Here is a 19,908-nt window from a genome sequence, read left to right on the forward strand (position 1 = left end):
AAAACGGCGCCGTCTTGCGCCGCCGCGGGGTGCTCAGTCGGGCAGTGCGACCTTGTTGTCGGTGCTGAACTGGTAATCGCGGAAGACGTGCTCGGCGCTCAGGATGCGGTAGTCGCCGTTGTCGTCGCGACGTGAAGTGTCCTTCAGGCGGTAGGTGTAATGGCCGCAGGTCCAGCAGTCGAAGTTGCGCATGTGGGTGCACAGGCAGGTTTTGTCCCGCACCTTGATTTTCTTTGCATCCGGGTGCGCCGCCACTTCGCGGTTGTAGGCGTCGATGTACTGGCAGTTGCCGTGTGAGTCGAGCAGGTAGCCGTAGGCCTCGCAGTTGGGGCGGATTCCGCTGCCGATCGCCGGGCTGCTCTTGAGCATCCGCATCGGATAGCCGGTGGGGGAGATCTGGTTGACCTCGATCTCGCTTTCGCTGGCCTTGAAATAGTGCTGCTTGACGTCGTCGGGCAGGCCGCATTCCCGGGTGACGGTGAAACGCGTCGCCACCTGCACCGCAGCGGCGCCGGCCTCGAGGAAAGCGACCGCATCGGTCCCGGTGAAGATGCCGCCGGCCGGAATCAGCGGGATGTCGAGCTGCTGTTCGCGCATCCAGTCGCGGATCTCGGCGACGATGGTGGCCAGGTCGTACTGCGCCCAGTCCATGCCGAAACCGAGATGGCCGCCGGCAAGCGGACCTTCGATCACCACGTAGTCGGGCAGGCGGCCGGTGCGCGCGCTTTTCTTCAGGAACAGCTGCAACGCGCGCAGCGAGGAGACGATGATGCCGAGCTTGACGTCATGGAAGCGGGGATGGTCCTCGATCAGCGCGAACGAGCCGAGGTGCAGGCCGGCCGCCAGGGTGATGCCGTCGATACCGTGGTCCATCGCGGTCCGCAGGCGTACCCGGAGGGTGTCCCGCGGACTGTTCATCGTCAGCTTTTCCATGCAGTTGATGAACACCAGGCCCGATCCACGCTTGGCTTCCATCGTGCGCCCGACATGGGTCGCGGTGGCCTCGGCGATCAGGCCGAGGTCGAACTGCACCACCGATTTGTCGGTGTTGGCAACGTTGAACTTGTACTGCTGGAGCTTGTTCTTGACGTACTTGGTGTTGTAGCGGCGGTCCGAAACCGTGGGCAGCATCGCGTCGGAGATGTGGCCGACCCCGCCCAGGCGGGCGGTTGCCAGGGCAAGATCGGCGGTCGAGATGTCGACTCCCATCCCCCCTACCATGATCGGTACCAGTTCCTGCGAGCCCAGTCGCAGGCGAAAATCATCCACGCGCTTCATCGATTCAGTGTCCGTTGTATCGGCAGTCCGACATTATCACCCGAGTAAGGGCTGCGGCCCAGCCCCGCAGCAGCCCCGCAGCACATCGGGCACGTTCAGCGTGGCATTGGCCCCGCTTGCGGGCGCCCCTGGCGGGGCTGTCGGGACGCTGGCGCGAGTGCTTTCAACCCCGTCGGCGAGAACATTGCTTACAACTGGGCCGGTACTGCGCGCCGCATAAGTGTTGAATGCCAGCGCATGCCTGCGTACCATAGCCCCCATGGTTGTAATCCCGGCAATCTGGAGGCGTTCTGGACAGGGGTTCGATTCCCCTCACCTCCACCCAAGCGCATTCGGGAGTGTGTTTGGGTGGGGGTGTACCGGTTTCGACAGGGCGGGCAAAAGTGAGCAGGCAACCCGAGAGGCGACGGACGTAATCCGCGCAAAACCATAAACGCCAACGATGAGCGTTTCGCACTGGCCGCTTAAGGCCTATGCCGAGGCTGCTTGAGCCTTGTTACCAAAGAAAAGCCGGTGGGGACTTCGGTCCCCATCGTCACGTCTACGTCACGTTTCCGCGCCCTGGCGGCGCGGCGGGGGGCGGTGTTGTGTGACAATCGGGCAGTCGCCCGTCACCGGCCCGCGCCGCCCGCCCCATGCCCATACGCCGCCCCTTCGTCATCGTCGTCAGCCTGATCGGCCTCGCACTGCTGGCGGGCTATGCCTGGCATGCGAGCCGCGACGCCGGGGGCGTGCCGCAGCCCGATTCGGATGTAGTGGCGCCGGTCGCCGTCGAGACGCACGCGGTGCGGGCGCTGGCGCTGGCCGACGACGTCAGCGCGGTCGGCTCGCTGGTGTCCAACGAATCGGTGGTGCTGCGTCCCGAGGTGGCCGGGCGGATCGCCGCGATCGGCTTTCGCGATGGCCGCGCGGTGCGCCGCGGGGAGGTGCTGGTCGAGCTGGATGCGGCGGTGCAGCGTGCCGAGCTGCAGCAGGCGCGCGCCGACCTGACCCTGGCCGGATCCAACTTCGACCGTACCCGGGATCTGTTCGCACGCAAGTTCGTCAGCCAGAGCAGCCTCGACAGCGCCCGTGCCCAGCTCGAGGTGGCGCGTGCCGGCGTCGCGCTGGCGCAGGCGCGGCTGGCGCGCATGCAGATCCGTGCGCCCTTCGACGGTGTGGTCGGTATCCGCAGCGTGAGTCCGGGCGACTTCGTCAAGGATGGCGATGCGCTGGTCAACGTCGAGGACATCGCCACCCTGAAAGTCGATTTCCGCCTGCCCGAGCAGTATCTGGACCGGGTGCGGGCGGGGCAGACGCTGTCGCTCGTCAGCGACGCGCTGCCGGGGGAGCGCTTCGCCGCCACTGTCGATGCGGTCGATCCGCTGGTCGATGCCCAGGGACGGGCGCTGCGCCTGCGCGCCCGGCTGGAAAATCCGGGGATGCGGCTGCGTCCGGGGGGCTTCGTGCGCGTGCGCTTGATCCTGGCCGAGCGCGGCGACGTGGTGATGGTGCCCGAGGCGGCCCTGGTGCCGGCGCCCGGCAACGTGCAGTTCGTCTACCGGGTCGAGGAGGGCAAGGCGCAGCGGGTGGTGGTCGGCACCGGCGTGCGCCGCGAGGCGATGGTCGAAATCGTCGACGGCCTGCAGGCGGGCGACCAGGTGGTGACCGCGGGACAGCTGAAACTGCGCGACGGCGCCCCGGTGCAGGTGATCGCCGGCGGCAGCGCGGCGCCGGCGGACTGAGAGGCGGGCGATGGTTGTCTCCGAGATCTGCATCCGCCGCCCGGTGTTCGCCACCGTGCTCTCCCTGCTGGTGCTGCTGGTCGGGCTGATGTCGTATTCGCGCCTTGCCGTGCGCGAGTACCCCAACATCGACGAGCCGGTGGTTACCGTCGACACCACCTACCGCGGCGCCAGCGCCGAGATCGTCGAGTCCCAGGTGACGAAGCCGCTGGAGGACTCGCTTGCCGGGATCGAGGGGGTGGACGTGCTGTCCTCGATCAGCCGCCAGGAGCGGAGCCAGATCACCGTGCGCTTCCGCGTCGAGCGCGCCGCCGACAGTGCCGCCGCCGACGTGCGCGACCGCGTCTCGCGGGTGCGCCGACGCCTGCCCGACGACATCGACGAGCCGGTGATCGCCAAGGTCGAGGCCGACGCCAATCCGATCATCTGGGTGGCGTTCTCGTCCGACCGCCACTCGGCGCTGGAGATGAGCGACTTCGCCAGCCGCATCATCAAGCCGCGCCTGCAGACCCTGCCCGGTGCGGCCGACGCCCGCGTGTACGGCGAACGCCGCTACGCGATGCGGATCTGGCTCGACCGCGAGCGCCTGGCCGCGTTCGGCCTCACCGTGCAGGACGTCGAGGACGCCATCCGGCGCCAGAACGTGGAACTCCCGGCTGGGCGCATCGAGAGCCGTGAACGCGAGTTCGCCGTCGTCGCGCAGACCGATCTGGCCGAGCCGGCCCAGTTCGCCGCCGTCGTCGTGCGCCCGCCGGCCACGCCCGACGCCTATACGGTGCGCATCGGCGATGTCGGCCGGGTGGAGCTGGCGCCCGAGAGCGAGCGCACTTCGGTGCGCTTCCTGGGGCGGCCGTCGATCTCGATCGGCCTGATCAAGCAGGCCATCGCCAACCCGCTCGATCTCAAGCGCGGCCTGGTCGAGATGCTGCCGCGGCTCGAGGCCGAACTGCCGGCCGGAATGTCGATGACGATCGCCAACGACACCACGGTGTTCATCGAGCGCTCGATCGAGGCGGTGTTCACCACGATCTGGGAGGCGGTGCTGCTGGTCGCCGCGGTGTGCTTCTTCTTCCTGCGCAACTGGCGGGCGATGCTGGTGCCGCTGGTGACGATCCCGGTGTCGCTGGTGGGGGCGTTCACGCTGATGCTCGCCTTCGGCTTCTCGATCAACACCCTGACCCTGCTCGCCCTGGTGCTGGCGATCGGCCTCGTCGTCGACGACGCGATCGTGGTCCTGGAGAACATCTACCGCCACATCGAGGACGGCATGGCCCCGCTCGCCGCAGCCTTCCGCGGGGCGAAGGAGATCGGCTTCGCGATCGTGGCGATGACGATCACGCTCGCCGCGGTGTATGCCCCGGTGGCGTTCATGAGCGGGCGCACCGGCAAGCTGTTTACCGAGTTCGCGCTCACCCTGGCCGGTGCGGTGCTGGTGTCGGGCTTCGTCGCGCTCACCCTGTCGCCGATGATGTGCGCCCGGCTGCTGCGCCATGAGCGGCGCCATGGTGCGGTGTATAACGCCATCGAAGGCTTTCTCGGGGCGCTGACCGCGGGCTACCGCCGGACGCTGGCGGCGGCGCTGGCGCGGCGCGGAGTGGTGATGCTGGTGTTCGCGGTGGTGGCCGGCAGCGCGGTGGTGCTGCTCGGGCAGCTGAAGACCGAGCTCGCACCGCAGGAGGACCGCGGCCGCGTGATCGGGATCTTCTCCGGCCCGGAAGGCGCTTCCCTTGAGTACATGGCGCGTTACGCGCGCGAGATCGAGGACGTCTATGCCGGGTTGCCCGAAGTCGACCGCTACCTGGTGATCGCCGGCAACCCGACCGTGTCCCAGGGCATCTCCTTCGTCGGCTTCACCGACTGGGCCGAGCGCACACGCTCGGCGGCGCAGATCGGCGCCGAGCTGCAGCCGAAACTGCGCGCCATCCCCGGCGTCAATGCGTTCCCGGTGCAGCCCGCCTCGTTCGGCCAGAGTCCGCGCTCGCGCCCGGTCGGCTTCGTGGTTTCGACTTCGGAGAGTTACGACGAACTCGCCCGCGTCGCCGACGCCCTGCTCGAGGCGATGCGCGCCAACCCCGGCTTCGTGTCGCCCGACACCGACCTCAAGCTGACCCTCCCCGAGCTCGCGGTGGACGTCGACCGCGACCGCGCCGCCGACCTCGGGGTCGCGGTCGATGTGATCGGGCGCACCCTGGAGACCATGCTCGGCGGCCGCCCGGTCACCCGCTTCAAGCGCGATGCCGAGCAGTACGACGTGATCGTGCAGGTCGAGGCCGGCAGCCGCGCCGACCCGCGCGATATCCGCGACCTCTTCGTGCGCGCCCGCGACGGCGGGATGGTGCCGCTGTCGAGCGTGGTGGCGGTGAGCGAGCGGGTGGCGCCGCGCGAGCTCAACCACTTCGGCCAGCGCCGCTCGGTGACGATCTCCGCCAACCTGGCGCCGGACTACGCCCTCGGCGAGGCGCTGCAGTGGCTGGAGGACACCGCCGCGCGCACCCTGCCGCCGGGCTACGGCACCGACTATGACGGCCAGTCGCGCGAGTTCAAGACCAGCTCGGCGAGCCTGGCACTGGTGTTCGTGCTCGCGCTCGCCTTCATCTACCTGGTGCTGGCGGCGCAGTTCGAGAGCTTCCGCGATCCCTTCATCATCATGCTGACGGTGCCGCTGTCGATGGCCGGTGCGCTCGGCGCGCTGTGGCTTGCCGGCGGCACGCTCAACGTCTACAGCCAGATCGGGCTGGTGACCCTGGTCGGCCTGATCACCAAGCACGGCATCCTGATCGTCGAGTTCGCCAACCAGCTGCGCGGGCCGGGGCTGGAACGGGAGCGGACGGTCGACGAGGCGGTGCTGGAGGCGGCGGTGCTGCGCCTGCGGCCGATCCTGATGACCACCGGAGCGATGGTGCTGGGGGCGATTCCGCTTGCGCTCGCCACCGGAGCCGGGGCCGAGAGCCGCCAGCAGATCGGCTGGGTGATCGTCGGCGGGCTGCTGATCGGCACCGTGTTCACCCTGTTCGTGGTGCCGACGGTGTACACGCTGCTGGCGCCGCGCGTGCGCGAGGCGGTGGCGGCGCCGGGGGGCGCTGCGGGCTGAAACGCGGAGCGCGGGGACGGCTGTGCCCGCCGTGCCCGCCGAATGTCATCCGAAGAGGTGGGGGAAGAGCCTGCGCTTGTCTTCCGTGCTGAGTCCTTCCATGCGCCGGATGTTGCGTTCGGGGATGGTGTCGATGTCGGGGTAATGGGCGAGGACGTGCTCCAGGCTGTCCTCGCGCAGCAGATGCAGCAGCGGCCACGGCGAACGGTTGGTGAGGTTGCCCGGATCGTCGGGTGCGGTGTCGGCGAACTGGTAGCGGGGGTGGAAGCTCGCCACCTGCAGCTCGCCCTCCCAGCCGAACTGCTCGACCCAGAGGTCGACCGCGTCGAGGAAGTCGTTGTAGTCGGCGAAGTCCTCGAGCATGGCGGGGATCGCCAGCAGGGTGGTCTCGAGCTCGGCCGCCGGGGTGTCGGACAGGCGCTCGAGCTCGGCCTGCAGGTCGTTGAGCAGGGTTTCCTCGTCGGTGGCGTGGCTGACCGCGATGCGCACGCGCTTTTCCCGGCGCGGCTTGGCGGCGAAGGGGCAGAGGTCGAGGCCGATGACGACTTCGTCCAGCCAGTGTTCGATGTCGGCGATGATCTGTTCGTCCATGGGAGTCTCGGAAGGTGAGTGGGCGGAAGCGGGCGGGAGAAGGGTCAGGCGTCGAGCAGGCGGCGTGCGGCGTCGAGCACCGCGGCGGGCAGGTCGGGGCGCAGGCAGTCGAGTTCGATCAGACCCGGCCAGCGCTCGCGGAACTGGCGCTGCCAGGTGAGCTGGCGCTTGGCGAGCTGGCGGGTAGCGGCGATGCCCTTGAAGCGCAGCGTCTCGGCATCGATTGCGCCGTCGAGGCATTCCCAGGCCTGGCGGTAGCCGACGCAGCGCATCGACGGTAGCGTCGGCTCGAGGCGATATTTCGTCCGCAGCCGGCGCACTTCGTCGACGAAGCCGGCGGCGAGCATGGCGTCGAAGCGCGTGGCGATGCGGGCGTGGAGCACGGCGCGGTTCGAAGGCGCGAGTGCGATCGGCAGCAGCCGGCAGGGCAGGGGGGCGTCTTCGGCCTGGGCGTAGCTGGCGGCGAGCGGGCGGCCGGTGAGGCGCACGATCTCCAGGGCGCGCTGGATGCGCTGGGCGTCGGTGGGCGCGAGGCGGGCGGCGGCCGCGGGGTCGAGGGCGGCGAGCTCGGCGTGCAGTGCCGGCCAGCCATGCGCGGCCGCCGCTTCGTCGATCGCCCGGCGCAGGCTGGGGTCGGCCGGCGGCAGGTCGGAGAGCCCGTCGCGCAGCGCCTTGAAGTACAGCATCGTGCCGCCGGCGAGGAGCGGAATCCGCCCGCGTGCGCCGATCGCCCGCATCAGCGCGATGGCATCGTCACGAAAGCGCGCGGCGCCGTAGCTTTCTTCCGGCGAGATGAGGTCGATCAGGTGGTGCGGGCACGCCGCGCGCTCTTCCGCGCTCGGCTTGGCGGTGCCGATGTCCATGTCGCGATACACCAGCGCCGAATCGACGCTGACGATTTCCACCGGCAGATGCCGGGCGAGGGCGAGCGCGCTCGCGGTCTTGCCACTGGCGGTGGGGCCGAGCAGCAGCAGCGCGGGGGGAAGGTCGGAACGAGTGTCGGGGGGCACGCGGGCAGGGCGCATCGGGGCGCAAGGGACGGTGGCGGAAACTAGCAGAAAATCTGGAGCGGCTCAATTCGGGTCGCGGCAAGCGCGAGCGAAAGCGCCGTCCGGCGCGATTGCACAAAAATGCGGCAATGGCGGAATCCCCTGGCGGGGCAAAGGCTTGTGCGGTTTATCCACAGCTTATCCCGCACCCTGCCCACGGCGCTTGTGGGGAAAACGCCGCGGCGCCGGGCAGCGGTTATCATTATGGGTTGCCGGCGAGCGGACTGCTCTTGCCTGGCGTGTCCGGGAGCATGTCCTTGAAGATTTTTTCACCGCTGTATGCGCGCGCGATGAGCTGGTCGCGGCACCGGCGCGCGCCATGGTTGCTGGGCGGGTTGAGCTTTGCCGAGTCGTCCTTCTTCCCGATTCCACCGGACGTGATGCTGGCGCCGATGAGCCTGGCGAACCCGCGCCGGGCATGGTGGTTTGCGCTGCTGACAACGCTGGCCTCGGTCGCCGGCGGGCTGTTCGGCTACCTGATCGGCTACTACGCCTTCGATGCGATCGAGCCCTGGCTGCGCGCGAGCCGTTACTGGGGCGCCTACGAGCAGGCGGTGGCGTGGTTCGAGGCCTGGGGATTCTGGGCGATCTTCGTCGCCGGGTTCTCGCCGATTCCGTACAAGGTGTTCACGATCGCCGCCGGGGTGGCCTCGATGGCACTGGCGCCGTTCGCGCTGGCGTCGCTGATCGGGCGCGGGGCGCGGTTCTTTCTGGTCGCGGGGCTGATGGCCTGGGGCGGGGCGCGGATGGAGGCGGTGCTGCACAGGTACGTCGATCGCCTGGGCTGGGCGGCGGTCGGGGCGGTGCTGATCGGGGTGCTGATCTACCGGGCCTGAGCCGGCCCGGGGGCTGGCGGGGCAGCGGCGGTTTTTGCTTACTGGCCGCGCATGAAGAAGCGGTCGAGCTCGGCCATGCTCAGCTGGGTCCAGGTCGGGCGGCCGTGGTTGCACTGGTCGGCGCGCTCGGTCGCTTCCATGTCGCGCAGCAGGGCGTTCATCTCGGGGAGCGTGAGCTGGCGGTTGGCGCGCACCGCGCCGTGGCAGGCCATCGTCGCGAGGAGCTCGTTGCGGCGCGCGGTGACCACTTCGGTGCTGGGGTATTCGCGCAATTCCTGCAGCAGCTGGCGCATCAGTTCGGCCACCGGGGCCGAGGCGAGCAAGGCCGGGACGCTGCGTACCGCCAGTTCCTGCGGGCCGGCGGCGGCGACATCGAAGCCCATTGCGGTGAGCACTTCGCTGCACTCCTCGGCGGCAGCGATGTCCTTCGCGCTCACCGAGAACACCGCCGGGATCAGCAGGCGCTGCACCGCCGGGCGGCCGTCGAGCACGGTCTTGAGCTTTTCGTAGAGGATGCGTTCGTGGGCGGCGTGCATGTCCACCAGGACCAGGCCGGCGGCATTCTGGGCGAGGATGTAGATGCCGTGCAGCTGGGCGAGGGCGAAGCCGAGCGGAGGCGGACCGTCGGCCGCAGGCAACGGGGCGGCCGACAGTGCGGTGCCGGCGGCGTGTCGTTCGCCAGCCCGCTGGTTTTCCGATGTGCGGCCCCCTTCGCCGCTTCCATCGGCGGCGGCCGGCATGCCGGCTGCTGCCGTGGCGCTGTGGTCGGGGCCGGCCAGCGGCGCGGGGCGGGCGCTGGCGGCAAAGTCGAAGTATGCGCGGCTGGCTGGTTCCATCGCCAGCCGGCCCTGCTGCACCGCGGCCGTCGGCCAGCCGCGCAGCGCCGGGCGGTGGTCTGCCGGCAGGGCATCGGCCGCGGCGCGGTCTTGCGCGGGAGTGGCGCGCGCGGCACCGGACTCGGCCAGGGTGCGCTTGAGTGCGTGGTAGATGAACTGGTGCACCGCGCGTGCTTCGCGAAAGCGCACCTCGATCTTCGCCGGGTGCACGTTCACATCGACCCCGGCCGGGTCGATGGCGAGGAACAGCACGTAGGCCGGGTGGCGGCTGCCGTGCACGATGTCGGCGTAGGCTTCGCGCACGGCGTGGGTCAGCAGCTTGTCGCGCACGTAGCGGCCATTGACGAAGAAGTACTGGGCGTCGCGGCTGGCACGCGAGTACGCCGGCAACGAGACGAAGCCGGTCAGGCGCAGGGGGCCGGCGTCGGCCGCCACTTCGCGCGCATGCTGAAGGAAGTCGTCGCCCATCAGTGCCGCCACCCGCGCCGCGACCGGGCCGGGCGGCAGGCGGTGGATGACGCGGCCGTTGTGCGACAGCTGCAGGCCGATGTCGGGCCGCGCCAGGGCGACGCGGCGGAACATGTCGTCGCAATGGGCGTATTCGGTGGCTTCGCGCTTGAGGAACTTGCGCCGTGCCGGGGTGTTGTAATACAGGTCGGCGACGTCCACCACGGTGCCCTGGTTGAGCGCCGCCGGTGCCAGGCTGCGCTCGTCGCCATCGATGCGCCAGGCGTGGGCGGCGCCATCGGCGCGGCTGCTGAGGGTGGTGCGCGCCACTGCGGCGATCGCGGCCAGCGCCTCGCCGCGAAACCCCATGGTGGCGACGTGTTCGAGGTCGTCGAGGCTGGCGATCTTGCTGGTGGCGTGGCGTTCGAGGGCGAGGGCGAGGTCGTCGCGCTCGATGCCGCAGCCGTCGTCGGTGACGCGGATGCGGCGCACGCCGCCCTGCTCGAGCTGGACCTCGATCGCGCGCGCGCCGGCATCGACGGCGTTCTCCAGCACCTCCTTGAGCACCGATGCCGGGCGGTCGACGACCTCGCCGGCGGCGATCTGGTTGATCAGCTGGTCGGGCAGGGGGTGGATGCGGGACATGGAGCGGGGCCGGAGGCGGAACGGTGCATTATACAAGGGGCCGGAAACCGGCCCGCGTTCCGCGCCTGCGGTGAACTTTTTCCGATGCGCGCCGGTCCGCCGTCTACAATGCGCCCCGGGCCTGTTCCGCCCTTTTCCCTCCTCGCCTTCCCATGAAATCCATCGTCATCCTCATCTCCGGCCGCGGCAGCAACATGGAAGCGATCGTGCGCGCCAGGATCCCCGGCGCCCGCATCGCCGCGGTGATCAGCAACCGGCCCGCGGCCGGCGGGCTGGCCTTCGCCCATGCGCATGGCATCGCCACCGCGGTGGTCGATCACACCGCCCATGCCGAGCGCACGGACTTCGATGCCGCGCTGGCGGCCTGCATCGACAGCCATGCGCCCGACCTGGTGGTGCTCGCCGGCTTCATGCGCCTGCTGAGCCCGGCTTTCGTGCAGCGCTACGAGGGGCGCCTGCTCAACATTCACCCTTCGCTGCTGCCCGCCTTCCCGGGCCTGCATACCCACCGCCAGGCGATCGAAACCGGCGTGCGCGTGCATGGCGCCACCGTGCATTTCGTCACCGCCGCGCTCGACAGCGGCCCGATCGTCATCCAGGCGGCGGTGCCGGTGCTGCCGGCCGACGACGAGGCGACGCTGGCGGCGCGCGTGCTGGCACAGGAGCACCGGATCTACCCGCAGGCGGTGCGCTGGTTCATCGACGGCCGGCTGGTGATCGACGACCGGGGCCGGGTCCGGGTGCGCGGTGTGCGCCTCGATGAGGCCGGGTGCACGGTGCCGCCGCTCGAGACCGGGGAGGCAGACTGATGCGGTGGCGTGCGCTGGCGGGCCTGCTGCTGATCGGCGCGGCGGTGCTGGCGATGCCGGTGCGGGCCGCAGCTGCCGAACCGCCCGCGGCAGGCAGCATCGGTTTCGATGTGCATTACGGTGAACGCGGCTTCAAGGTGGGCGAGGCGCTGCATCAGTGGCACATCGGCGAGACCGGCTACGAACTGCGGCTGAACCTGGAGGCGAGCGGGCTGGCGGGCTTGTTCGGGATCCAGTACGAGCAGCGCAGCATCGGCGCCATCGACCGCCACGGCCTGCGCCCCGAGCGCTTCAGCGTCGAGCAGCGCGGGCGCAAACCTGAAAGCGCCCATTTCGACTGGGCCGGGGGGCGGGTCAGCATCCGCCGTGGCGACACCGAGCGGCGCTCGGGCGAGATCCGCCCCGGCGACCAGGATGTGCTCAGCCTGTGGCACCAGGCGCGGCGCGTCGCGCGCTCCGGCAAGACCGCCACTGTGGCGGTGGCGACGAGCAAGAGCCTCAAGCAGGCGACGCTGGAAGTGCTCGGCGAGGAAGTGCTGGAACTGCCGATCGGTCGCCTCGAGACCGTGCGCATGAGAGCCTACGCCGCGGATGGCGAGCTCGACATCGGCATCTGGTTGTCGCTGGAGCACGGGCTGCTGCCGGTGCGCATCCGCATCGAGGATGAAAAGGGCGCGGTGCTCGACCAGCGCGCGGCACGGATCGAGCTCGGTCCCGCTGGCGAGGCTGCCGGGGCAGGCAAGAATTCGAACAAGAACTGAGCACACGGATATGAACCGACCGACCAAGACCAAGGCGCCCGAAGGCGCCGTTTCCCGCCCGCTGTTCATCCACGCCACCCAGGCGCTGGGTGCGGTGCTGGCCTTCGATCACCCGGCCGATGCGGTGCTGTCGCGCCACTTTCGCGACAACCGCGAACTCGGCCATCGCGACCGCGGCTTCATCGCCGAGTCGGTCTACGGCGTGCTGCGCCGGCTGCGCTGGCTGCGTCGGCTGGCGGGCGACGAGGCGACGCCGCGGATGCTGCTGCTGGCCTGGCTGGCGCGCGGCGAAGGCTGGCCGATGCGTAACTTCGAAGGCCTGGCGAGCGCGACCGAGCGCGACTGGGTGGCGACGCTGAAAGCGGCCGAGGCGGGCGCGATGTCACTCGCCGAGCGCGCCGATCTGCCCGACTGGCTGACCGAGCGCCTGCTCGCGCAGATGAGCGAGGACGAGCTGCTGGCGCTCGCCCATGGGCTCAACCGCCCGGCGCCGCTCGACCTGCGGGTGAACCAGCTCAAGGCCGAGCGCGACGCGGTGCTCGCCCGTTTCCAGGCCGATGGTATCGGGGCGAGCGCGGGGCGGCTGTCGCCGCAGGCGATCCGCCTGGCCGGCAAGCCGGCGCTGCAAAAGCACCCCCTGTTCGTCGACGGCAGCTTCGAGGTGCAGGACGAAGGCAGCCAGCTGCTCGGCCTGCTGGTGCAGCCGCGGCGCGGTGAGCTGGTGGTCGATTTCTGCGCCGGCGCCGGCGGCAAGACCTTGCAGCTGGGGGCGATGATGCGCTCGAGCGGGCGGCTGTACGCCTTCGATGTGTCCGACAAGCGCCTCGCCAAGCTCAAGCCGCGGATGGCGCGCGCCGGCCTGTCGAACGTGCATCCGGTGCTGATCGCGCACGAGAACGACGCCAAGGTCAAGCGTCTGGCGGGCAAGGCCGACCGCGTGCTGGTCGATGCGCCGTGCACCGGGCTGGGCACGCTGCGGCGCAATCCCGACCTGAAGTGGCGCCAGTCGCCCGCCGCGGTCGCCGAAATGACCGCCAAGCAAGGCGCCATCCTCGCTGCCGCCGCGCGCCTGGTGCGTCCCGGCGGGCGCCTGGTGTATGCGACCTGCAGCCTGCTCGCGGAAGAAAACGACGGCGTGGTCGACGCCTTCCTCGCCGCCCATCCGGAGTTTCGCGCGTGCTCGGCGCAGGACATCCTGTCCAGGCAGGGGGTCGCACTCGATACCGGCGAGCGTCTGCGCCTGCTGCCGCAGATCCATGACACCGACGGCTTTTACGCCGCGGTGATGGAGCGCACTGGCGGTGCCTGAGGCGCGCGGCGCACGCATCGCCGGGCGGGCACTGGCGGTGCGGGGGTTGTGCGCACTGCTGGCGGTGGCGGCCAGCGCCGGCCTTCAGGCGAGTCAGCGCTTTGCCGCGCGGGGGGAGGTCGAACTCGCGTTCGTCCCCGGTGACGACGCCGAGAAGCTTGTGCTCGATGTCATCCGCCGCGCCCGGCGCAGCCTCGAGGTGCAGGCCTACGTGTTCACCAGCCAGCCGATCGCCGACGCCATGGTTGCGGCCCATCGCCGCGGAGTGAAGGTTGAGGTGCTGGCCGATGCGAAGATGAACCGGCAGGGCAAGGGCAAGGCGATTCCGCGCCTGCTCGCCGCCGGGGTGCCGGTGGCGTTCGAGACCCAGTACGCCGCCGCCCACAACAAGGTGCTGATCGCCGATGCGGAAGGGCCGGGGTGCGCGGTGCTGACCGGCTCCTACAACTTCACCTGGTCGGCGCGCGAGCGCAATGCCGAAAACCTGCTGGTGCTGCGCGATCATTGTGCACTCGCGCGCGCCTACCGCGACAACTGGCGGCGCCACCGTGCCGAGGCGACGCCGGTGAAGTCGCTGCCGTGGCGGCGCTGACGACGCGCAGAACTGGCAGTGACCCGCGTGCGCTGCTGGCCGGCGGGGCGGGGTCGCGCCGGATTCAGCCGTGGAGGGCGTCGGCCCAGCAGTTCGGCGTTTCGTACAGGCGCACGCGTTCGAGGCGCAGATGGTTGCCGTAGCTGTCGCGGTATGCGGGGTCGAGGATGCGGAAGGCTTCGGCTGCCAGGTTCTCCGCGGTGGGGACGACGTCGAGCACCACGGTCTTGTGCCCGGGAAGCGAGGCGAGGAAGTCGAGGACCTTGCGGTCCTGGCGGTAGACGAGGAAGGCGTGGTCCCAGCGCTCGACCACCAGTGCGTTGGCGATGCGCTTGACGTCGGCGAAGTCCATTACCATGCCGTTGACCGGCAGGCCGTCGGCATCGATGATTTCGCCCGAGAGGGTGATTTCGAGCGCATAGCGGTGGCCGTGCAGGTGGCGGCACTGGCTGGCATGGTCGGGAATCCGGTGTCCGGCGTCGAATTCGAGGCGGCGGGTGATGCGCATGGCGACTCTCGTGAACTGGGCGGCGGATTATATCACCGGCGGTTTCCGGCCGGGCCTGGAGCGGTTTTGCAAGTCTTTGAGCGAGCGATGAATTCTTCTGTTTCCGGAGAGGGGGCGAGGGCCGCCAGGCTCAGCGTCCGCAACCATGACCGCGATCTTGCCGGGCTGACCTACGTCTATCCGGTATTGTCGCGGCGGGCTGGCGGGGTCTCGATCGGGATCAACCTGAATCCGAACAATGCCTGCAACTGGCACTGCGCTTACTGCCAGGTGCCCGGACTGGTGCGCGGCAAGGCTCCAGCGATCGATCTGGCCAGGCTGGAAGACGAACTGCACGGTTTCGTCGATGACCTGCTCCATGGCGACTGGATGGAGCGCTTCGTTCCCGAAGGCGCGCGGGTGATCCGCGACATCGCCTTTTCCGGCAATGGCGAGCCGACCAGCGCGGTGGAGTTTCCGGAGGCGGTGGACCGGGTGGCGCGCGTGCGCGAGGCGTTCGGCCTCGCCAGTGCGGCGGTGCCGTTGCGGCTGATCACCAACGGCAGCCTGATGGCGCAGGCCCGAGTGCAGGAGGGCGTGCGTCGGCTCGCGCAGGCAGGGGGTGAGGTGTGGTTCAAGGTCGATGGCGGCAGCGCTGCGGTGATCAAGCGTATCAACGGGGTGCGGCTGGAGCCGGCTGCGGTCGCGCGCAACCTGGCGTGCTGTGCGCAGCTGTGCCCTACCTGGGTGCAAACCTGCATGTTCCGCTGGAACGGCGCAGCCCCCACGACCGGGGAGATCGACGCCTACCTCGCGCTGCTCGAGGCGGCTGGTATCGACAGGCTGGAGGGTGTGCTGCTGTATGGCATCGCCCGCCCGTCGATGCAGCCGGAAGCGGTGCATCTGGCGCCGCTGAGTGCGGTCGAACTGGAAGCGATCGGGGATCGGATCGAAAAAAAGGGGCTGACGGTTCGCGTCAGCCCCTGATGAGCCGGCATGTGCTCAGCGCTCCTTGCGCTTGCTGCGCGCTTCCTTCTTTAGCGTCTTGTACAGCTCCGGGTTCGTCGTCTTGAGATACTCTGCAACTTCGACATCGTCGCGCTTGACCTTGTTGATGTCGATCTGCTCGACGTGGACCAGGCGGAGCAGCGCCTGCACCGGGCGGGGGATGTTGCGGCCGCTTTCGTAGCGGGACCCGCCGCTCTGGGTGACGCCGATCTTCGACCAGAACTGGGACTGATTCAGGCCCAGCTTCCGGCGGATTTCGCGGACGTCCAGTTTTTCGGTAGCTTTCATCATCGTTTCCTCATGTTTGCGCCGGCGATGCCTTGGGGAATGAGGCGCCATCCGCACAGCCGCTACGTTTTTCCTATGACTTAAGTCATAGGGCGTATGAAGTATAGATCACTATTCGCTCAACATACAATATCGATTTTGGCGGTTTTAATGAAACTTGCAAAAAATAACGAAGGCAAGCGTAGTTTCCGAGGTCGAGCAAAAGTTTCCGCCTTTCGCTAGAATTCCCTGCTTTATCCACTGGCACTTGGATACGACAATGGCACTGATAGTTCAGAAGTACGGCGGCACCTCGGTGGGTAACCCCGAGCGCATCAGGAACGTCGCGCGCAAGATCGCGAAGTTCCGCGCAGAAGGGCACCAGGTGGTGGTGGTGGTGTCGGCGATGAGCGGTGAAACGAACCGCCTGATCGCGCTCACCAAGGAGGTGGCGTCCAATCCCAGCCCGCGCGAACTGGACGTCGTGGTGTCTACCGGCGAGCAGGTCACGATCGGCCTGCTGTGCATGGCGCTCGAGGACATCGGGGTGGCGGCGAAGAGCTATACCGGCGCCCAGGTGAAGATCCTGACCGATTCGCTGCACACCAAGGCGCGCATCCTGAACATCGAGGATGCGCCGATGCGCAAGGACCTGGATGGCGGCAAGGTCGTCGTCGTCGCCGGTTTCCAGGGCGTGGATGAGCACGGCAGCATCACCACCCTCGGCCGTGGCGGCTCGGACACCACCGGGGTGGCACTGGCCGCTGCGCTGAAAGCCGACGAGTGCCAGATCTATACCGATGTGGACGGTGTCTACACCACGGATCCGCGCATCGTCCCCGAAGCCCGCAAGCTCGACACCATCACCTTCGAGGAAATGCTGGAAATGGCCAGCCTCGGCTCGAAGGTCCTGCAGATCCGCTCGGTGGAATTCGCCGGCAAGTACAAGGTCAAGCTGCGCGTCCTCTCCAGTTTCGAAGATCGAGGCGAGGGCACGCTCATCACCGTTGAGGAAGACAAGAACATGGAACAGCCCGTCATCTCCGGCATCGCCTTCTCCCGTGACGAAGCCAAGCTCACCGTGACCGGCGTGCCCGACAAGCCGGGCATCGCCTACCAGATCCTGGGGCCGGTCGCCGACGCCAACATCGACGTCGACATGATCATCCAGAACGTCGGCCACGACGGCACCACCGACTTTTCCTTCACCGTCGCGCGCGGCGATCTGGCCAAGGCGCAAAAGGTGCTCGAAGGCGTCAAGGCGCATATCGGCGCGCGCGCGATCGAGAGCGACAGCACGATGTGCAAGGTGTCGATCGTCGGCGTCGGCATGCGCTCCCATCCGGGCGTGGCCTCGCAGATGTTCCGTACCTTGGCCGAGGAAGGCATCAACATCCAGATGATTTCGACCTCCGAAATCAAGATCTCGGTGGCGATCGAAGAGAAATACCTGGAGCTCGCCGTGCGCGTGCTGCACAAGGCTTTCGGCCTCGATACCGCAGCCTGATAAACGCACTCAATCCTGTTTGACCGGAAGGCACGAACTCGCTATGATCGCGCCTTCCTGATGGAGACGTGGCCGAGAGGTCGAAGGCACTCCCCTGCTAAGGGAGCATGCGGGCTAAAACTCGCATCGAGGGTTCGAATCCCTCCGTCTCCGCCAGAATAAACGCTGAAACCCGCACTGCCATTGGCTTTGCGGGTTTTCGTTTCTGGCGGCTCACCCGCGGAGTAGCCACCCTGGAACCAGCGCCTTTCAGCTTGGAGGATGGGAGGCTCGATGCCAAGGCGAGTTTGTAGCGGCATGGTTCCTGCCGTTCATGTCGAGGCTCGCTGCGACATTGCGATCGCGCCCGTCCGTCCACACGGAGCACGATCTGCGACACTACCTGCCTGGAAGCGGGTAGCCGTACGACGCGGTAAACAACGAGATCGACGAACGAGGTTCTACATGAAATACGTGGCGGCAGTGTTGGCCGGTTCTTGTATGTGCCTTTCGAGTGCTGCGGCCATCGCCGCAACCCCTCAAGAGGGCACTCGAGCGTCAATGCTCTCCATCATTCTGGTTGCGGGCGTGATGATCGTGGCGGTCAAGCTCGCCATCGCTTTCGCCAAAAGGAAGATGGAAGCGGACATCAAAGCCGCTCAAGAAAAGCCGGGCTCTGATAGATCAAGGCCATGATCAGGCCGATACCGACCCCGAAGGTGAGCGAGCAGAAAGCGCGCGACGGCAAGATCGGGGCCGATGGCGGGCCTCGGTTCGAGGTGAGACCATTCCCCCTGGGAAGTCAGTCGAATCGAAAGGCCGACAACGTGGTTTCCATCACCCGGCCGCTGAAGACGCATTGACCGCCCGCCTCGCCCGCCGCGCCGGCCACCACCATCAGTGGCAGCAGATGCTCCTCGGCGCGCGGCGGGTGGCACAGGCGGGCCGACGGCGCCTGTTCCCAGGCGGCCAGGGCGTGCTCGCGCGGCGGCGCTGCGGACGCGACCGTCTGCACCAGCCAGCGGTCGAACGCGTCGGAGACCGGCCCGAAACGCGGGTCGCCATAGCCGCGCATGTTGTGAAAGCTCATGCCGCTGCCGATGATCAGTACGCCTTCGTCGCGCAGCGCGGCCAGCGCGCGCCCGGCATCGAGGTGTGCCTGCGGGTCCAGGTCATGGCGCAGCGACAATTGCACCACCGGGATGCCGGCGTCGGGGAACATCAGCTTCAGCGGAATGAACATGCCGTGATCGAAGCCGCGTGCGCCATCCTGTCGTGCCGGCAGCTGCGCCTGGCCGAGCAGGGCGGCGATGCGCGCCGCCAGCTGCGGCGCACCGGGTGCCGGATAGCGCAGCTCGTAGGTGTGCGGCGGAAAGCCGTGGTAGTCGTAGATCAGCTCCGGGTGCGCGCCGCTGGTGACGCTGAAGCCGGGTTCGATCCAGTGGGCCGACACCATCACGATCGCCGAGGGACGCGTGGGCAGGGTGCTCGCCACGTTCTTGAGGAAATCCGCCATGGCGTTCCACGCGTCGGGCGGGTTCCAGTCCATGAAGAAGCAGGGGCCCGCGCCATGGGGCACGAACAGGGTGGGCATACGGGCTTGGCCGGGGGCGGTCATGGTCGGGCTCCGCTGGGTCAAATTGGGTGGAGACAGTATCGCCTGGATCGTTTCGAAGGAGACTCCGTCGAATACGGCTTTCACTTCCTGGCCGGCGGGCGGGCGCTTCGGGGAGGGCTCGCTCAGCGCGTTGTCAGCAACTGCGGGACGAGCTCTTCGAGCAGGTTCAGCATCGCCCGCTGCGTGCCGGTGCTGGGACGGCGGGAGCTGAGCGCGAGGGACAGCCTGGATTGCAGTTGCGGTGAAACGATCGGGCGGGTGGCGAACAGGGACGGGTTGGCGGCGGTGAGGACCGCATTCCGGGTCAGCACGGCACGGCCGGCACCATCGGCGACCAGGTCCAGGATGGTGGGCACGCCGTCGATCTCGAGCGTGATCTCCGGGTGGAGGCCGAGTTTGCCCAGCTCGGTCTCGACCAGCATCCGGATCGAATTGGGGCGGCTGGGAATCACGAGCGGCTGGCGGGCGAGATCCTTGAGCGCGATCGGCTCGCCGGCGGCGGGATCGTCGCTGCGCTGAATCAGGAACAGCGCTTCGTCGAGCAGGGGAACCAGGTCGATATCGGGGGAGGGCGTTGCGTTATAGACCAGCGCGATGTCGAGGCGGCCGGAAACCAGGGATTCCTGCATGGTCACCGAGAGCCCCTCGATGATCGACAGCGCCGCGTCGGGCATGCGGCTGCGAAATGCGCGCGTGACCGGCACCGCGACCCGCTTCGACAGGCTGGGCGGCATGCCGACGGCAACCCGGCCCGATAGCGCGCCGCGCACCCGGGACAACTCTTCGCGCAGGCGTTCGATCTGATGCAGCACGCCGCGGCTGTGTTCGAGCAGCACGCTGCCGGCTTCGGTGAGGGTGACGCCGCGGCCGTTGCGAACCAGCAAGTTCTGGTGCAGCTCGACTTCGAGCAGGCGCACCTGGCGGCTGAGCGCGGGCTGGGCGATGTCGAGCGCGATCGAGGCGCGGGTGAAGCTGCCGAGCTCGGCTACCCGGACGAAATAAGCGAGCTGTTTCAGGTCCATGAAGTTAGGGGGTAGGATTATTCGATGCCTGCCTTGCCGGCGGCCGGGCGGA

18 protein-coding genes, 1 tRNA gene and 1 other RNA gene are annotated in these 19,908 nt (G+C 68.4%); 12 read left to right on the top strand and 8 right to left on the bottom strand.

What is annotated here, in order from left to right; genetic code table 11:
* Positions 1-33: 33 nt before the first annotated feature.
* Entirely contained in the window at positions 34-1,278 is a 1,245-nt protein-coding gene (locus Tchl_RS05180) for a nitronate monooxygenase (RefSeq protein WP_075147462.1), read from the bottom strand.
* Positions 1,279-1,488: 210 nt separating this feature from the next.
* Here Tchl_RS05180 and ssrA point away from each other — a divergent pair.
* The 3 genes from ssrA (at position 1,489) to Tchl_RS05195 (ending at position 6,093) form a co-directional block, all read left to right on the top strand.
* Positions 1,489-1,816: a transfer-messenger RNA gene (gene ssrA, locus Tchl_RS05185) on the top strand.
* 97 nt (positions 1,817-1,913) lie between these two features.
* Positions 1,914-3,002 (top strand): efflux RND transporter periplasmic adaptor subunit, encoded by a 1,089-nt coding sequence (locus Tchl_RS05190; protein WP_075147463.1) that lies wholly within the window; start codon positions 1,914-1,916, stop codon positions 3,000-3,002.
* A gap of 10 nt (positions 3,003-3,012) precedes the next feature.
* Positions 3,013-6,093, top strand: coding sequence for an efflux RND transporter permease subunit (locus Tchl_RS05195; RefSeq protein ID WP_075147464.1), 3,081 nt, complete (start codon positions 3,013-3,015; stop codon positions 6,091-6,093).
* A gap of 45 nt (positions 6,094-6,138) precedes the next feature.
* Here the strand turns inward: Tchl_RS05195 and Tchl_RS05200 are convergent, their stop codons facing one another.
* Both Tchl_RS05200 and miaA read right to left on the bottom strand, forming a co-directional pair.
* Positions 6,139-6,684, bottom strand: a complete 546-nt coding sequence (locus Tchl_RS05200; protein WP_075147465.1) for a DUF1415 domain-containing protein — start codon at positions 6,682-6,684, stop codon at positions 6,139-6,141.
* Positions 6,685-6,728: 44 nt separating this feature from the next.
* A complete protein-coding gene (miaA, locus tag Tchl_RS05205) occupies positions 6,729-7,694 on the bottom strand; it encodes a tRNA (adenosine(37)-N6)-dimethylallyltransferase MiaA (RefSeq protein ID WP_232311659.1) in 966 nt (321 codons plus the stop codon).
* 290 nt (positions 7,695-7,984) lie between these two features.
* Here miaA and Tchl_RS05210 point away from each other — a divergent pair, with 290 nt between their 5' ends.
* Positions 7,985-8,569, top strand: a complete 585-nt coding sequence (locus Tchl_RS05210) for a YqaA family protein (RefSeq protein ID WP_232311660.1) — start codon at positions 7,985-7,987, stop codon at positions 8,567-8,569.
* 38 nt (positions 8,570-8,607) lie between these two features.
* On the opposite strand, the gene mutL is transcribed toward Tchl_RS05210, so the two are convergent.
* A complete protein-coding gene (mutL, locus tag Tchl_RS05215) occupies positions 8,608-10,497 on the bottom strand; it encodes a DNA mismatch repair endonuclease MutL (protein WP_075147467.1) in 1,890 nt (629 codons plus the stop codon).
* Positions 10,498-10,649: 152 nt separating this feature from the next.
* Here mutL and purN point away from each other — a divergent pair, with 152 nt between their 5' ends.
* The 4 genes from purN to Tchl_RS05235 are packed head-to-tail and all read left to right on the top strand — an operon-like array spanning position 10,650 to position 13,968.
* The gene (gene purN, locus Tchl_RS05220) at positions 10,650-11,306 is read left to right on the top strand and encodes a phosphoribosylglycinamide formyltransferase (protein WP_075147468.1); all 657 of its coding nucleotides are present in this window, start codon (positions 10,650-10,652) and stop codon (positions 11,304-11,306) included.
* A complete protein-coding gene (locus Tchl_RS05225; protein WP_075147469.1) occupies positions 11,306-12,067 on the top strand; it encodes a DUF3108 domain-containing protein in 762 nt (253 codons plus the stop codon). Before purN ends, Tchl_RS05225 begins: the two co-directional genes overlap by 1 nt.
* A 10-nt stretch (positions 12,068-12,077) precedes the next feature.
* Complete coding sequence (locus Tchl_RS05230) at positions 12,078-13,376, top strand: RsmB/NOP family class I SAM-dependent RNA methyltransferase (protein WP_083945158.1); 1,299 nt, start codon at positions 12,078-12,080, stop codon at positions 13,374-13,376.
* Entirely contained in the window at positions 13,369-13,968 is a 600-nt protein-coding gene (locus Tchl_RS05235; protein WP_408646119.1) for a phospholipase D family nuclease, read from the top strand. Before Tchl_RS05230 ends, Tchl_RS05235 begins: the two co-directional genes overlap by 8 nt.
* Before the next feature lie 64 nt (positions 13,969-14,032).
* Here Tchl_RS05235 and queD read toward each other — a convergent pair whose 3' ends face one another.
* A complete protein-coding gene (gene queD, locus Tchl_RS05240; RefSeq protein WP_075147470.1) occupies positions 14,033-14,476 on the bottom strand; it encodes a 6-carboxytetrahydropterin synthase QueD in 444 nt (147 codons plus the stop codon).
* Positions 14,477-14,563: 87 nt separating this feature from the next.
* Between queD and Tchl_RS05245 the strand changes: the two genes are divergently transcribed.
* Positions 14,564-15,442 carry a radical SAM protein gene (locus tag Tchl_RS05245; protein WP_075147471.1) on the top strand — a complete coding sequence of 293 codons (879 nt, stop codon included), beginning with the start codon at positions 14,564-14,566 and terminating at the stop codon, positions 15,440-15,442.
* Positions 15,443-15,457: 15 nt separating this feature from the next.
* Here the strand turns inward: Tchl_RS05245 and Tchl_RS05250 are convergent, their stop codons facing one another.
* Positions 15,458-15,751, bottom strand: coding sequence for a helix-turn-helix domain-containing protein (locus Tchl_RS05250; RefSeq protein ID WP_075149583.1), 294 nt, complete (start codon positions 15,749-15,751; stop codon positions 15,458-15,460).
* A gap of 259 nt (positions 15,752-16,010) precedes the next feature.
* Between Tchl_RS05250 and Tchl_RS05255 the strand changes: the two genes are divergently transcribed.
* The 3 genes from Tchl_RS05255 (at position 16,011) to Tchl_RS17560 (ending at position 17,912) form a co-directional block, all read left to right on the top strand.
* Positions 16,011-17,237, top strand: a complete 1,227-nt coding sequence (locus Tchl_RS05255) for an aspartate kinase (protein WP_075147472.1) — start codon at positions 16,011-16,013, stop codon at positions 17,235-17,237.
* A gap of 62 nt (positions 17,238-17,299) precedes the next feature.
* Positions 17,300-17,393 (top strand) — tRNA-Ser (locus Tchl_RS05260).
* Between the two features lie 288 nt (positions 17,394-17,681).
* Complete coding sequence (locus Tchl_RS17560) at positions 17,682-17,912, top strand: hypothetical protein (protein ID WP_083945159.1); 231 nt, start codon at positions 17,682-17,684, stop codon at positions 17,910-17,912.
* A 106-nt stretch (positions 17,913-18,018) separates the two neighbouring features.
* On the opposite strand, the gene Tchl_RS05265 is transcribed toward Tchl_RS17560, so the two are convergent.
* Positions 18,019-18,834, bottom strand: coding sequence for a DODA-type extradiol aromatic ring-opening family dioxygenase (locus tag Tchl_RS05265; protein ID WP_075147473.1), 816 nt, complete (start codon positions 18,832-18,834; stop codon positions 18,019-18,021).
* A 122-nt stretch (positions 18,835-18,956) separates the two neighbouring features.
* Positions 18,957-19,856, bottom strand: coding sequence for a LysR substrate-binding domain-containing protein (locus Tchl_RS05270; RefSeq protein WP_075147474.1), 900 nt, complete (start codon positions 19,854-19,856; stop codon positions 18,957-18,959).
* Between the last annotated feature and the right edge of the window lie 52 nt (positions 19,857-19,908).

The organism is Thauera chlorobenzoica, from assembly GCF_001922305.1.
Classification (GTDB): domain Bacteria; phylum Pseudomonadota; class Gammaproteobacteria; order Burkholderiales; family Rhodocyclaceae; genus Thauera; species Thauera chlorobenzoica.